Raw genomic sequence first — 12,231 nt, 5'->3', positions numbered from 1 at the left:
GGGCGAGGCGCGTCATGCGCTGGAAGCTCCTGAAGCGGCGCTTGTCGGTCAGCGCGCCGCGCATGATCGTGCGCAGCTACCTGCCCTGGCCGCTGCGCTGGGCGGTGGTGGCGCTGGCCCTGGGCTTCTCGGCCGCGCTGGCGCTGTGGGCCTTCGAGTTCGGCAAGACGCTGTCCGGGCTGCAGCGTGGCAGCGGCAACGCCGAGGAGGTGCAGCGCCTGCGCGCCGAGCTGGCCGAGCTGCGCGAGCAGCGCGACAAGGCGCAGTCCATCGCCAACACCGCCGAAAGCCTGATGCGCGCCGAACGGGTCGCGCAGGAGCGCCTGGCTGAGCAGGTCCGGGCGCTGGAGGCCGAGAACCTGGCGCTCAAGGAGGAACTGGGCTTCTTCGAGCGGCTGCTGCCGGCCACCGGGCAACAGCCGCTGGCGGTGCGTGCCCTGCATGCCGAGGTGACCGAGCCGGGCCAGCTGCGCTTCCAGATCCTCGTGATGCAGAACGGGCGCACGCTGCCCGAGTTCCAGGGCCGCTACGAGCTGACCCTGAGCGGCACGCTGGATGGCCGCAGCTGGACCCAGACCATGCCCGAGGGCCCGCAACCTTTACAGGTCAAACAGTACCGGCGTGTGGAAGGCGTCATCGACTTCCCCGAACAGGCCGTGGTAAAACAGGTCCAGGTCCGTGTGACCGACACGGGCGGTGCCCTCAAGGCCCAGCAGTCCCTCAAGCTCTGAGCGCTGCGTCGCCCGCCACGCAAGACAGGCGCCCCGGCAGACGTACCGGGGCGCCACATCGTTGGAGAGCACATCATGTTCGGCAAGAAGAAGCAGCCGCCCATCCGCACGTTGATCGGCGAGGGCACGCGCATCGAGGGGTGCCTGGCTTTCATCGATGCCCTGCGCATCGACGGCGAGGTGGTGGGGGACGTGATCGGCGCCGAGGACGCCCCGACGCTGCTGGTGATCAGCGAAAAAGCCAAGGTCACCGGCAAGGTGAAGGCACGTCATGTCATCATCAACGGAACCGTCGAGGGGCCCGTCGAGTCGGACGAGCTGCTGGAGCTGCAGCCCAAGGCCCGCATCCATGGCGATGTGCGCTACCAGTCCCTGGAAATGCACCAGGGCGCGACCATCGAGGGCCAGGTGCAGGTCTTGAAGGCGGACGAACCGGCCGCAGCTGGTCCCTTGAAGCTGGCCTCCAGCAACGGATAATGCGCCCCCAGAACATCCGGAGTACCACTACATGACCGCTGTCGCCGAAACCACCCCTGCCACCGAAATGCCCGCGCCCATCATCTTCACCGACAGCGCGGCCGAGAAGGTCCGCCAGCTCGTCGAGGAAGAGGGCAACCCGGAGCTGAAGCTGCGGGTGTTCGTCCAGGGCGGCGGCTGCTCCGGCTTCCAGTACGGCTTCACGTTCGACGAGATCGTCAACGACGACGACACGCAGATGCAGAAGAACGGCGTGACGCTGCTGATCGACGCGATGAGCCTGCAGTACCTGGTCGGCGCCGAGATCGACTACAAGGAAGACCTCGAAGGCGCCCAGTTCGTGATCCGCAACCCGAACGCGACCACCACCTGCGGCTGCGGCTCGAGCTTCTCGGTCTGACGCACCGCCTGGTCGCAATGACGCGCCAAAAGCCGCCTTCGGGCGGCTTTTGCGTTTTTCCGCGGCCTTCAGGCTGCGTGCAGGGCCCCCAGCACGCGTTCGCCGGCCGCGCCCGTGACCGCCGGCAGGTTGCCGGGCGCGCCCAGGACACGCTGGCGCGCCAGCCAGGCGAAGGCGGCGGCCTCGACCTGCAGCGGCGGCAGGCCGCGCCGGCCGCTGTCGACCACCTGCACGCCGGGCAGCCGCGCGGCCAGCCGTGCCATCAGGTGCCCGTTGCGGGCGCCGCCGCCGCAGACGACCAGCTCGGCCACCCCCGGCGCATGCCGCTGCAGGTGCCGCACCACCGCGCAGGCGGTGAACTCGCACAGCGTGGCCTGGACGTCCGCGGGCGACGTGTCCGGCGCGGCGCCCAGGCGTGCCTCCAGCCAGGACTCGTTGAACAGGTCGCGCCCGGTGCTCTTGGGCGGCGGCAGGGCCAGCCAGGGCTCCTGCAGCAGGGCATCCAGCAGGGACGGCACGGCCTGGCCGCCGGCGGCCCAGCGCCCGTCCTCGTCGTAGGGCCGGCCGAGGTGGCGGGCGCACCACAGGTCCATCAGCACGTTGCCCGGGCCGCAGTCGAAGCCGAGCGTCGGCTGGCCGGGGCGCAGCAGCGTCAGGTTGGCGATGCCGCCGATGTTGAGCACCGCGACCTCGCGGGCGGCGCCGAACAGCGCCTGGTGGAAGGCCGGTGCGAGCGGCGCGCCGTGACCGCCGGCGGCGACGTCGCGGCTGCGGAAGTCGGCCGCCACCGGGATGCCGGTCAGCTCGGCCAGCAGCGCCGGCTGCAGCAGCTGGATCGTGTAGCCGGTGCCGTCGAATTCCTGCGGGCGGTGCCGCACCGTCTGGCCGTGCGCACCGATGGCCCGCACCTGAGCGCGGTCGATGCCGGTGCATGCGAGCAGCTCGCCGACCACCTGTGCGTAGGCGCGCGCGAGCCGGTTGCCCGCCAGCGCGGCGCGGTGCAGCTCGTCGGGGCCGGGGGTGTTGAGCGCCAGCAGTTCGGCGCGGAAACCCGCCTCGAAGGGCAGTGCGGCATGCGCCAGCACCTGCAGCGGCCGGCCGCCGTCCTGCGGGCCGAAGTCGACCAGCACGCCGTCGACGCCGTCGAGCGAGGTGCCGGACATCAGGCCGATGTAGATCTCGTTCATCGCCCGATTGTCCCGCGCCGGCGCCGTTCAGGGCAGGTCGGGGGCCTCGGGGCGGCGCGTGATGCGCCACAGCACCCAGCCCGCCACGAACGCGAGCGCGACGTTCCACAGCGCTGCGGCCGCCGTGACCAGCACGACGAGCAGTGCCTGCCCCCTCGGCCGCGCACGCAGGGTGCCGCGGGCCAGCTGCACGCCGGCAAACAGCAGGAACACGCCCAGCACCGCCGGGGGCAGCAGCTGCAGCAGGTGCTGCACCGAGCCGCCGAAGCCGATCGCCAGCACCAGCAGCAGCCCGCCCAGGATGACCAGCGCGCCGCCGGTGCGCGCGCCGAAGGCGACATGGCCGGCCATGCCGCCGGCGCCGTGGCATTGCGGCACGCCGCCGACGGCGGCGCTGAACAGGTTCATCAGGCCCGTGGAGAGCGCGATGCGCCGCTCGGTGACCGGTGCGTGCGGGAAGCGGCGGTTGTTCTCGTCGCTGATCGCAATGACCGCATTGCCCAGCGTCAGCGGCACCTGCGGCAGCGCCAGCAGCACGGCCCCGGCCAGCACGTGGTCCCACTGCAGCTGCGCGAGCGCGAAGCCCGGCAGCCGCAGTTCCACGGTCGTGCCCGACAGCGTGGTCAGCAGCTCCGGGCGTTGCCAGGCGCCGACCAGCACGCCGAAGGCCAGCAGCACGAACATCGCCGGGACCGTGCGGCTGCGCAGCAGCGCCAGGGTGCCGGCGGCACCGATGGCCGCGATCCACCAGCCGGTGTGCATGAGCCTGACGCCCTCGGCCATGAAGCCCAGCCCCAGGCCCAGCACGATGCCGCCGACCACCGGCGGCGGCACGAGCCGCGCCAGCCGGGTCACGGCGCCGGAGCTGCCGAGCGCCAGCCAGACGAGCCCGGTGACCAAGGCGGCGGCGTGCACCGTCTCCGGCGTGATCGCCGCCGTCTGGGCGGCCTGCAGCGCGGCGACCGCGCCGATCGCCTTCATCGGCTGGACCGGTATCGGGGTGCGGTAGTGGAGCCCGCAGGCGACCATCGACGCGCCGAAGGCGAGCAGCACCCCGGTCGGGTCCATCCCGAGCACGCCGAGGTAGGCGACCACGAACGGGATCAGCGTGCCCAGGTCGCCGAACGCGCCGGCCCACTCCATGCGGTCGTAGCGGTTGGCCGGCCGGGCCGGCGCGGTCAGGGGGGCGGGCGTCGAGGTCCGGGGCGTCATGCGTCGGCAGGGCAGGGAATCGGCCGCGCGGGCCTCAATAACCGCGCAGCCGGTGGTAGGCGGCCACCTGCTGCGGCGACAGCACGTCCATCATCTGCAGGTGGTAGCGCAGGTGCGTCTCGCGCAGCGCCCCCTGTGCGGCGGCGGCGCGGGCCACGGCAGCCTGCAGCGACTCGGGGGTGGCGGTGCGCTCGCGGAACAGGCGCTCGAGCGCCGCCTCGGCCTCGATCAGCGCGGCACCCGCGGCCCGGGCTTCCGCTTGCATCCGTTCGAACAGCGCCTGCGTGCGCGCCTTCTGTTCGGTGCTCAGCCCGAGCGGCTCGGCCAGCTCGAGGGCATGCGCCGGGCCGGGGTAGCCGTTGAGCTCGGCCGGCAGGGCGAGCGACATGCCCTTGCCGGCGCGCAGGTCGGCGATCTGCTCGTCCGACAGCGCCTTGATCGCGCGGTCCTGCAGGCCGGCGTAAGGGCTGGGCGGGGCGCCGGCCTGCGACGGCGTGCCGTGGTGGCCATGGGCGCCGTGCGCATGCTGGGCGCCCGCCGGGGCGGCCAGCGCGAGCAGCAGGACCCCCAGCAGGGCGCCGGGGAACGGGCATCGGCGGACAACGGGTGTCATGGCAGCAGCATCGATGCAGGCAGGCGATGCCGGCGAGTGTACGTGCGGGCCGCACCTGCGCAGCGATGAGCGTGTCGGCCGCAGGGGGTTGCGCCCGGCGCATCCGGCCCAGAAAAAAGCCCGCACGGCGGCGGGCTTCGGGCGGACGGGCCGGGGCCTCACTCGTTGGCCGGCGGGTTGCCGGCGCTCGCGTGGCGATAGCGGGCTTCGGCCACCGCGAGCTGGGTGCGCACCGACTGCGCCAGGGCCTCGAACTGCGGGCGTGCCGAGGCAGGGATCGAGAAGGCCTCCGACGAGCGCGCCACGCGCAGCGGGTCGACATGCTTGCCGTTCTCGCGGATCTCGAAATGCAGGTGCGGGCCGGTGGCCCAGCCGGTGGCGCCGACCGCGCCGATGTGCTGGCCCTGGCTGACCCGCTCGCCCTTGCGCACGTGCATGCGGCTCAGGTGCGCGTAGACCGTGACGCGATCGCCGCGGTGCTTCACGTAGATGACGTTGCCGTAGCCGTTCTGCACGCCCGCGAACTCGACCACGCCGTCGGCCACGACGCGCACCGGCGTGCCGGTGGGCGCGCCGTAGTCCACGCCGAGGTGGCGACGCCAGGTCTTGTGGATCGGGTGCATGCGCATCGCGAAGCCCGAGGTCACGCGCGAGAACTCCATCGGCGAGGCGAGGAAGGCGCGCCGCATGCTCTGGCCCTTGAAGTCGAAGTAGGCGCCCTTGCCGCCGGGCTCCTGGAACCACATCGCCTCGTAGGTGCGGCCGTTGTTCGTGAACTGTGCCGCGAGCACGCGCCCGGCGGCCTGGTTCCACGCGATCGGCTCGCCATCGGCTTCCAGCGACTCGTACAGCACCGTGAAGTGGTCGCCGCGGCGCAGGTCGCGGCGGAAGTCGATCTCGTTGGCGAAGATCTCGGCCATCTGGATCGCGATCACGTCCGGCAGGCCGGCTTCGTCGGTGGCGGCGAACAGCGAGGAACGGATGGTGCCACCGCCCAGGCGCACCTGCGGGGTCAGCGGAGCCTGCTCAGTCTTGGCATGCAGCCCCAGCGCATCGCGCGTGACCGTCAGGCGCGTGAAATGCGTGGAATACTGCTCGCTCTTTTCGGCCGGGTAGCGCGCGACGAGGCGCTTGAGCTCGCCGCGTTCACCGGTGACCACCTGCACCATCTTGCCGGGGCGGCCTTCGAGCAGCTTGCGCGCGACCGGGTCGCGCCTCAGGAAGGCCGCGGCCTCGGCATCGACCACGTTGAGCCGGCTGAGCAGCGAGTCGGCCGTGTCGCTGGTGCGGGTGAGGTCGTTGCGGGTCAGTTCGAGCAGGATCCCGCCCAGCGCATCGACCTGTTCGTCCAGTGGCAGGGGCGTGACGTCTTCGAGCACCAGGCGGCGCGGCAGGTCGGCAGCGTCAGGTGCCAGCGGCGCGACGCCGAAAGCGGTGATCCCGGTGCCCAGCAGGACAGTGACGACGCCGGCAGCGATGCCCCTGTGATGATGGCGCGTCCAGAGCGCCGCACGGCCCAAGCCGCGTTCGAGGATTGCGAGCGCTTCTTTCAATTGGGTGTGTGCCGGTTAGGAGCGAGCGGCCGGACGGACGGCCCGGAGCACTGCGCCCGAGTTTGAACCCAAGCCCGCGGCGTGCTGTCGGCCGGTGGCCGTCCACTAGAATGCCGAAGGCGTCCCGTGCGGGAGGGCAAAAGTGCCGTGCAGTATAGCAATCGCACCCCTGCCTCCCCAACTTCCATAACCCGTATGTCCTTCACTTCTGCTCCGTCTTCCAGCGCGGCGGCGGCTGCGTCCGCCCCGACCACCGAGTACCCGATCACTGACAAAGTTCGGGAGGCGATGGCAATTTCTTTGCGCGGTTGTGACGAACTGCTGCCGGAAGCCGAATGGCTGCGCAAGCTGGCGCGGTCTGAAGCAACAGGCGTGCCACTGCGCATCAAGCTGGGCCTGGACCCCACCGCCCCGGACATCCACCTGGGCCACACGGTGGTGCTCAACAAGATGCGCCAGCTGCAGGACCTGGGGCATACCGTGATCTTCCTCATCGGGGACTTCACCTCGATGATCGGCGACCCCTCCGGACGCAACACGACGCGCCCGCCGCTGACGGCCGAGCAGATCAAGGCCAACGCCGAGACCTACTACAAGCAGGCCAGCCTGGTGCTGGACCCGCAGAAGACCGAGATCCGCTACAACTCGGAATGGAGCGACGCGCTGGGCGCCCGCGGCATGATCCAGCTGGCGGCCAAGTACACGGTCGCGCGCATGATGGAGCGGGACGATTTCACGAAACGCTTCAAGGCTGGCACGCCGATCTCCATCCACGAGTTCCTCTACCCGCTGATGCAGGGCTACGACTCGGTGGCGCTGAAGGCGGACCTGGAGCTGGGCGGCACGGACCAGAAGTTCAACCTGCTGATGGGGCGCCACCTGCAGCAGGAATACGGCCAGGAGCCGCAGTGCATCCTGACCATGCCGCTGCTCGAAGGCCTGGATGGCGTCGAGAAGATGTCCAAGTCCAAGGGCAACTACGTGGGCATCACCGAGCCGGCCAACGAGATGTTCGGCAAGCTGATGAGCATCTCGGACACGCTGATGTGGCGCTACTACGAGCTGCTGAGCTTCCGCTCGATGGACGAGATCCGCCGGCTCAAGGCCGAGTGCGAGGCGGGCCGCAACCCGCGTGATGCCAAGGTGATGCTGGCCCAGGAGATCGTGACCCGCTTCCATTCGGCCAAGGCCGCCGAGGAGGCGCTGGCCGACTTCAACAACCGCGCGCGCGGGGGCATCCCGGACGAGATCCCCGAGGTGTCGCTCTCCGGCGCGCCGCTGGGCATCGGCGCGGTGCTCAAGCAGGCAGGCCTGGCCCCGTCGACCAGCGAGGCAATGCGCCTGATCGACGGCGGCGGCGTGCGCGTCGACGGGGCCACCGTGAGCGACAAGGCGCTCAAGCTGGGCGTGGGCACCTACGTGGTGCAGGTCGGCAAGCGCAAGTTCGCACGGGTGACGCTGGCCTGAGCCGCGGCGAGGGGCGCAGGGCGTGCCGGTCACCGGGTACCTGAAGCTGTCGGTCGCCGCCGCGGTGGCGACCATCTTGCTGAAGACGCTCGCATGGCGGCTCACCGGCTCGGTGGGCCTGCTGTCCGACGCGATGGAGTCGTTCGTCAACCTGGCCGCCGCGGTGTTCGCGCTGGCGATGGTGACGATCGCGAGGTCGCCGGCGGACGCGAGCCACCCCTTCGGGCACGAGAAGGCGGAGTATTTCTCCAGCGGCTTCGAGGGCCTGCTGATCCTGGGCGCGGCCGGCGCCATCATCTGGGCCGCCATCGAGCGGCTGCTGGCGCAGCAGCCGCTGCAGACGCTGGGCCTGGGCGTGGCGCTGTCGATGCTGAGCTCGCTGATCAACGGTGGCGTCGCCTGGCTGCTGCTGCGCGCGGCGCGCCGGCACGGTTCGATCGCGCTGGAGGCCGACGGCCGGCACCTGATGACCGACGTCTGGACCTCGATCGGCGTGGCCGCCGGCGTGCTGCTGGTGGGGCCCACCGGCTGGCTGTGGCTGGATCCTGTGCTGGCGATCGCGGTGGCGCTGAACATCATGCGCGAGGCCTGGAGCCTGCTGCGCCGCTCGGTGGACGGACTGATGGACCGGGCCCTGGAGGCGGACGACCTGGCCGCGATCGAGCAGGTGCTGCAGTCGCATTCGGACGCGCGGGTGCACTTCGATGCCGTGCGCACCCGCAGCGCGGCGGGCGCCAAGTACTGCGCGCTGCACATGCACGTGCCGGGCAGCTGGACGCTGGCGCAGGCGGCGCAGCGGCGCGCGGAGGTCGAGCGGGCGCTGGTCGCCGCGGTCAGCGGGCTGCGCGTGGCCATCGAGCTGCTGCCGGTGCACGTCGAGCCGGTCGCGCCGCAGGTGGCGCAATGAACGCAAGGCAGGAGGAGCGCTCTTGATCGGTCTGGTGCAGCGCGTCGCCGAGGCGCGCGTGGAGGTGGGCGGCCAGGTGGTGGGCCGCACCGGCCGCGGGCTGTTGCTGCTGGTGTGCGCCGAGGCCGGCGACAGCGACGCGCAGGCCGAAAGACTGGTCGCCAAGCTGCTGAAGCTGCGCATCTTCGGCGACGAGGCGGGCCGGATGAACCGCAGCCTGCAGGACGTGGCTGGCGGGCTGCTGATCGTGTCGCAGTTCACGCTGGCCGCCGACGTCTCGGGCGGCAACCGGCCGAGCTTCTCGCGCGCCGCGCCGCCCGGCGAGGGGCGCCGGCTCTACGAGAAGGTGGTCGAGCTGGCGCGCAGCCAGCACCCCGAGGTGGCCACCGGCATCTTCGGTGCGGACATGCAGGTGCACCTGGTCAACGACGGGCCGGTGACCATCCCGATACGCTTCTGAACCTGCACGGGCCATGAAAAAAGCCGCCGCACCCGTGCCGGTGGCGGCGGCCTGGCATGGCCCGAAGGCCACGGCGGTCAGGCGGGGGATTCAGTCGGCGTAGGTGCCGGCCGCCCGGATGATCGGGCCCCACTTGTTGATCTCGGACTCGACGAACTTCTTGTGCCCCTCGGGGTTCACGCGGTCGTCGCTGACGATCACCGCGCCCAGCGCTTCCTCGCGCTTGACGAACTCGGGATCCTTCAGCGCCGCCTTGAGCGCGGCGTTGAGCTTCTCGAGGATGGGCTTGGGCGTGCCCTTGGGCGCGTACAGCGCGTGCCAGATCGCGACCTGGAAGCCCTTGAGGCCGGCTTCATCCAGCGTGGGCAGGTCCTTCAGCGCGGGCGTGCTCAGGCGCTTCGGGCTGGTGACCGCGAAGGCCTTGACCTTGCCGCCCTCGATCTGCGGCGTGGTGTTGGTGGTCTGGTCGCACATCAGGTCGACCTGGCCGCCGATCAGGTCGGTCATCGCCGGGCCGGTGCCCTTGTACGGCACGGTCACCATCTCGACCTTGATGCTCGACTGGAACAGCAGGCCGCACAGGTGCGAGGCCGAACCCAGGCCCGCGTTGGCCAGGTTGATCTTGCCCTTGTTGTCGTTGATCCACTTGGACAGCTCGGCGTAGTTGTTGGCCGGCAGCGTCGGGCGCGAGATCAGCGTCATCGGCACCTCGTTGATCATGCCGAGGTACTCGAAGTCCTCCAGGGTCTTGTACTGGAGGTTGCGGTACAGCGCAGGGGCGGTGGCCATCGCGATGTGGGCGACCAGCAGCGTGTAGCCGTCCGGCGAGGCCTTGGCAACCTTGGTCTGGCCGAGCGTGCCGCCGGCGCCGGCGACGTTCTCGATGATGATCTGTCCGCCCAGCGGCTTGCGCATGGCCTCGGCCAGGTCACGGGCCACCTTGTCGGTCGGCCCGCCGGCAGCGAACGGCACCACGAACGTGATCGGCTTGGTCGGGTAGTCCTGGGCGAAGGCGCCCGTTGCGGTCAGGGTGGCAGCGACGGCAGCCATCAGCAGGCGTTTCATCACGGTGTCTCCTTTGCAGAGGATGTAACGTGCACCATGCTAGGCCGATGCGCGGCTTGCGCACGGTGGGAACTACGTAAGCTGAAACCAGGGTTGAGGTGCCTCAACCCGTTGTGCTTATATCGAACCCTCGATATCCCGGCGCAGGGTCGGGATGCCGGCCGGGCGCGCGGGGGCCGGGGCGGGTACCATGCGGGCCCTTCTGCCTTGCGAGGCTTCCTGTCATGACCCAGCCTGCCATCATCCGCTTCGATCCGCCGGCCGCCGGGCCGGTCGTCGACCATCCGCGCGAGGACCGCCGGGTGCGCGGCTGCCCGCGCCGCGAGACCTGGACGCTGTACGAAAGCAGCGACGGCGTGACCTCCTGCGGCATCTGGACCTGCGAACCCGGTGCCTGGCGCATCGTGTTCCCGCCGACGAAGGAGGAGTACTTCTTCGTGCTGGAAGGCCGGGTGCGCCTGCACGACGCGGCGGGCGGCCACACCGAGGTCGCGGCCGGGCAGGGCGCGGTGATCCCGGCCGGCTTCGAGGGCATGTTCGAGGTGCTCGAGCCGGTGCGCAAGCACTTCGTGGTGGTCGAGCGCGGCTGAGCGCCGCGCTGCCTCAGTCATAGCGGCGCGCGTCCTCGATCACCTTGCCGTCGTTGGGCAGGGTGCCGGGGGAGACCAGCTGCACCTCGCAGCGCAGCTTGGTGATCTCGCGCACCGTCTCGGCCACGCGCAGGGCCAGCCCCTCGGGCGCGCCCTCGACCTCGGCATGCAGCGTCATCCGGTCCTGCGCGACCGCGCCGCTGACCACCAGGCGCGCGCGGCGCAGCTCCGGATGGCGGGCCAGCACGTCGGCCACCTGGCTGGGATGCACGAACATGCCGCGCACCTTGGTGGTCTGGTCGGCGCGCCCCATCCAGCCGCGGATGCGGGTGTTGGTGCGGCCGGTCGGGCAGCGGCCGGGCAGCACCGCGGACAGGTCGCCGGTGCCGAAGCGCACCAGGGGGTAGTCCGGGTTCAGCGTGGTGACCACCACCTCGCCGACCTCGCCGTCGGGCACCGGGTCGCCGGTGCCGGGGCGCACGATCTCGACGATGACCTGCTCGTCGAGCACCAGGCCCTCGCGCGCGGCGGTCTCGTAGGCGATCAGGCCCACGTCGGCCGTGGCGTAGCACTGGTAGCCGTCGATGCCGCGCGCGGCGAACGCCTGGCGCAGCGAGGGCGGGAAGGCCTCGCCCGAGACCAGGGCCTTGCGCAGGTGCGGCAGCGCGCGGCCCATCGCGTCGGCCTTGTCGAGCAGGATCTTCAGGAAGCTGGGCGTGCCGAGGTAGCCGTCCGGGCGCAGGTCCAGCATGGCCTGCAGCTGCAGCTCGGTGTTGCCCACGCCGCCCGGGAACACCGTGCAGCCCACCGCATGCGCGCCGGTCTCCATCATCGAGCCGGCCGGGGTCAGGTGGTAGCTGAAGCTGTTGTGGGCGAGGTCGCCGCGGCGGAACCTTGCAGCATAGACCGCGCGCGCGATGCGCCAGTAGTCGGGCACGCCGCCTTCGGGCTCGTACAGCCCGCCCGGGGACTGGAACACCCGCAGCGCGCCCGAGGCGCGCATGGCGCGCCAGCCGATCGCGGCAAAGCCGCCGAACGGGTCGCTGGCGCGGTGGGCCTTCTGCTCCTCGGCCAGGTCGTGCTTGCGGGTCACGGGCAGCCGTGCCAGCGCCGCACGCGACGTCAGTTCACGCGGGTCGATGCCGGCCAGCCGCCGGGCCCAGGCGGTGGTGCTGCGCTGGGCATGCGCCACCTGCTTCGGCAGGGCCTGCAGCAGGGCTTCCTCGCGCTGCTGCGGATCGCGGGTTTCGAGCGCGTCGTAGAACTCTGCGCTGTCGTTCATTCATCGCTCCAGCGTGCCAGTTGGCGTTTGATGTCGTCGACGAGCCGCCGCACGTCGGCGCCGTTCTTCAGCGTGCGGTGCTCCCATTCGGGCGTGTGCGCCGGGCGCTTCGCGACGCGGGCCACCAGGGTCGCGCCGTCGATGTCCAGCTCGATGACGCGCAGGCCCTGCAGCTCGAAGCCGTTGCCGCGCTCGGCCAGCGGACGCAGCTCGCGCAGCGAGCGCTTGAGCTGCACCAGGGCCTCGTCGGGCCGGAACGGGGGCGGGGCAAAGAAGTCGTCCATGCG

The 12,231-nt window shown here is 71.1% G+C and carries 14 protein-coding genes; 7 read left to right on the top strand and 7 right to left on the bottom strand.

All coding sequences use genetic code 11. The features are described 5' to 3' along the window. The first annotated feature begins 14 nt into the window (after positions 1-14). The 3 genes from IS481_RS15665 (at position 15) to erpA (ending at position 1,608) form a co-directional block, all read left to right on the top strand. Complete coding sequence (locus IS481_RS15665) at positions 15-731, top strand: DUF6776 family protein (protein WP_104357029.1); 717 nt, start codon at positions 15-17, stop codon at positions 729-731. 75 nt (positions 732-806) lie between these two features. Then, positions 807-1,208 (top strand): bactofilin family protein, encoded by a 402-nt coding sequence (locus IS481_RS15660; protein WP_104357028.1) that lies wholly within the window; start codon positions 807-809, stop codon positions 1,206-1,208. A gap of 31 nt (positions 1,209-1,239) precedes the next feature. Next, the gene (gene erpA / locus IS481_RS15655; RefSeq protein ID WP_104357027.1) at positions 1,240-1,608 is read left to right on the top strand and encodes an iron-sulfur cluster insertion protein ErpA; all 369 of its coding nucleotides are present in this window, start codon (positions 1,240-1,242) and stop codon (positions 1,606-1,608) included. Between the two features lie 68 nt (positions 1,609-1,676). On the opposite strand, the gene IS481_RS15650 is transcribed toward erpA, so the two are convergent. The 4 genes from IS481_RS15650 to IS481_RS15635 form a co-directional block, all read right to left on the bottom strand. Next, positions 1,677-2,795: an anhydro-N-acetylmuramic acid kinase gene (locus IS481_RS15650; RefSeq protein WP_104357026.1), complete on the bottom strand. Its 1,119-nt coding sequence runs from the start codon at positions 2,793-2,795 to the stop codon at positions 1,677-1,679. 27 nt (positions 2,796-2,822) lie between these two features. Beyond that, entirely contained in the window at positions 2,823-4,007 is a 1,185-nt protein-coding gene (locus tag IS481_RS15645) for a putative sulfate/molybdate transporter (protein ID WP_232529327.1), read from the bottom strand. Positions 4,008-4,041: 34 nt separating this feature from the next. After that, a complete protein-coding gene (locus IS481_RS15640) occupies positions 4,042-4,620 on the bottom strand; it encodes a periplasmic heavy metal sensor (protein ID WP_104357025.1) in 579 nt (192 codons plus the stop codon). 158 nt (positions 4,621-4,778) lie between these two features. Then, positions 4,779-6,173 carry a M23 family metallopeptidase gene (locus tag IS481_RS15635; protein WP_104357024.1) on the bottom strand — a complete coding sequence of 465 codons (1,395 nt, stop codon included), beginning with the start codon at positions 6,171-6,173 and terminating at the stop codon, positions 4,779-4,781. Positions 6,174-6,461: 288 nt separating this feature from the next. On the opposite strand from IS481_RS15635, the gene tyrS reads away from it, so the two are divergent. Genes tyrS through dtd form a run of 3 tightly spaced genes read left to right on the top strand, consistent with a single transcriptional unit; the run spans position 6,462 to position 9,007 of the window. Beyond that, the gene (tyrS, locus tag IS481_RS15630; RefSeq protein ID WP_419186860.1) at positions 6,462-7,640 is read left to right on the top strand and encodes a tyrosine--tRNA ligase; all 1,179 of its coding nucleotides are present in this window, start codon (positions 6,462-6,464) and stop codon (positions 7,638-7,640) included. A gap of 22 nt (positions 7,641-7,662) precedes the next feature. Further along, positions 7,663-8,547 (top strand): cation diffusion facilitator family transporter, encoded by an 885-nt coding sequence (locus tag IS481_RS15625; RefSeq protein ID WP_104357022.1) that lies wholly within the window; start codon positions 7,663-7,665, stop codon positions 8,545-8,547. Positions 8,548-8,569: 22 nt separating this feature from the next. Beyond that, a complete protein-coding gene (gene dtd, locus IS481_RS15620) occupies positions 8,570-9,007 on the top strand; it encodes a D-aminoacyl-tRNA deacylase (protein WP_104357021.1) in 438 nt (145 codons plus the stop codon). A 90-nt stretch (positions 9,008-9,097) separates the two neighbouring features. On the opposite strand, the gene IS481_RS15615 is transcribed toward dtd, so the two are convergent. Then, complete coding sequence (locus IS481_RS15615; protein WP_104357020.1) at positions 9,098-10,072, bottom strand: tripartite tricarboxylate transporter substrate binding protein BugD; 975 nt, start codon at positions 10,070-10,072, stop codon at positions 9,098-9,100. Between the two features lie 224 nt (positions 10,073-10,296). On the opposite strand from IS481_RS15615, the gene IS481_RS15610 reads away from it, so the two are divergent. Beyond that, a complete protein-coding gene (locus IS481_RS15610; protein ID WP_104357019.1) occupies positions 10,297-10,662 on the top strand; it encodes a cupin domain-containing protein in 366 nt (121 codons plus the stop codon). A gap of 13 nt (positions 10,663-10,675) precedes the next feature. Here the strand turns inward: IS481_RS15610 and IS481_RS15605 are convergent, their stop codons facing one another. Together IS481_RS15605 and IS481_RS15600 are read right to left on the bottom strand one after the other, a co-directional pair. After that, entirely contained in the window at positions 10,676-11,944 is a 1,269-nt protein-coding gene (locus tag IS481_RS15605) for a phenylacetate--CoA ligase family protein (RefSeq protein ID WP_104357018.1), read from the bottom strand. Next, a complete protein-coding gene (locus IS481_RS15600; RefSeq protein WP_104357017.1) occupies positions 11,941-12,228 on the bottom strand; it encodes a hypothetical protein in 288 nt (95 codons plus the stop codon). Before IS481_RS15600 ends, IS481_RS15605 begins: the two co-directional genes overlap by 4 nt. Positions 12,229-12,231 lie beyond the last annotated feature (3 nt).

Source organism: Caldimonas thermodepolymerans (genome assembly GCF_015476235.1).
Taxonomy (GTDB): domain Bacteria; phylum Pseudomonadota; class Gammaproteobacteria; order Burkholderiales; family Burkholderiaceae_C; genus Caldimonas; species Caldimonas thermodepolymerans.
The sequence above is the reverse complement of the archived record's forward strand: the minus strand, read 5'-3'. Positions and strand labels throughout refer to the sequence as shown.

Excerpts from the sequence above, each read along its gene's own strand:
- IS481_RS15650 (WP_104357026.1), bottom strand. The coding sequence starts at position 2,795 with ATGAACGAGATCTACATCGGCCTGATGTCCGGCACCTCGCTCGACGGC.
- IS481_RS15610 (WP_104357019.1), top strand. The coding sequence starts at position 10,297 with ATGACCCAGCCTGCCATCATCCGCTTCGATCCGCCGGCCGCCGGGCCG.
- IS481_RS15605 (WP_104357018.1), bottom strand. The coding sequence starts at position 11,944 with ATGAACGACAGCGCAGAGTTCTACGACGCGCTCGAAACCCGCGATCCG.
- IS481_RS15665 (WP_104357029.1), top strand. The coding sequence starts at position 15 with ATGCGCTGGAAGCTCCTGAAGCGGCGCTTGTCGGTCAGCGCGCCGCGC.
- IS481_RS15615 (WP_104357020.1), bottom strand. The coding sequence starts at position 10,072 with ATGAAACGCCTGCTGATGGCTGCCGTCGCTGCCACCCTGACCGCAACG.
- tyrS (WP_419186860.1), top strand. The coding sequence starts at position 6,462 with ATGGCAATTTCTTTGCGCGGTTGTGACGAACTGCTGCCGGAAGCCGAA.
- IS481_RS15645 (WP_232529327.1), bottom strand. The coding sequence starts at position 4,007 with ATGACGCCCCGGACCTCGACGCCCGCCCCCCTGACCGCGCCGGCCCGG.
- erpA (WP_104357027.1), top strand. The coding sequence starts at position 1,240 with ATGACCGCTGTCGCCGAAACCACCCCTGCCACCGAAATGCCCGCGCCC.
- IS481_RS15660 (WP_104357028.1), top strand. The coding sequence starts at position 807 with ATGTTCGGCAAGAAGAAGCAGCCGCCCATCCGCACGTTGATCGGCGAG.
- IS481_RS15640 (WP_104357025.1), bottom strand. The coding sequence starts at position 4,620 with ATGACACCCGTTGTCCGCCGATGCCCGTTCCCCGGCGCCCTGCTGGGG.
- IS481_RS15600 (WP_104357017.1), bottom strand. The coding sequence starts at position 12,228 with ATGGACGACTTCTTTGCCCCGCCCCCGTTCCGGCCCGACGAGGCCCTG.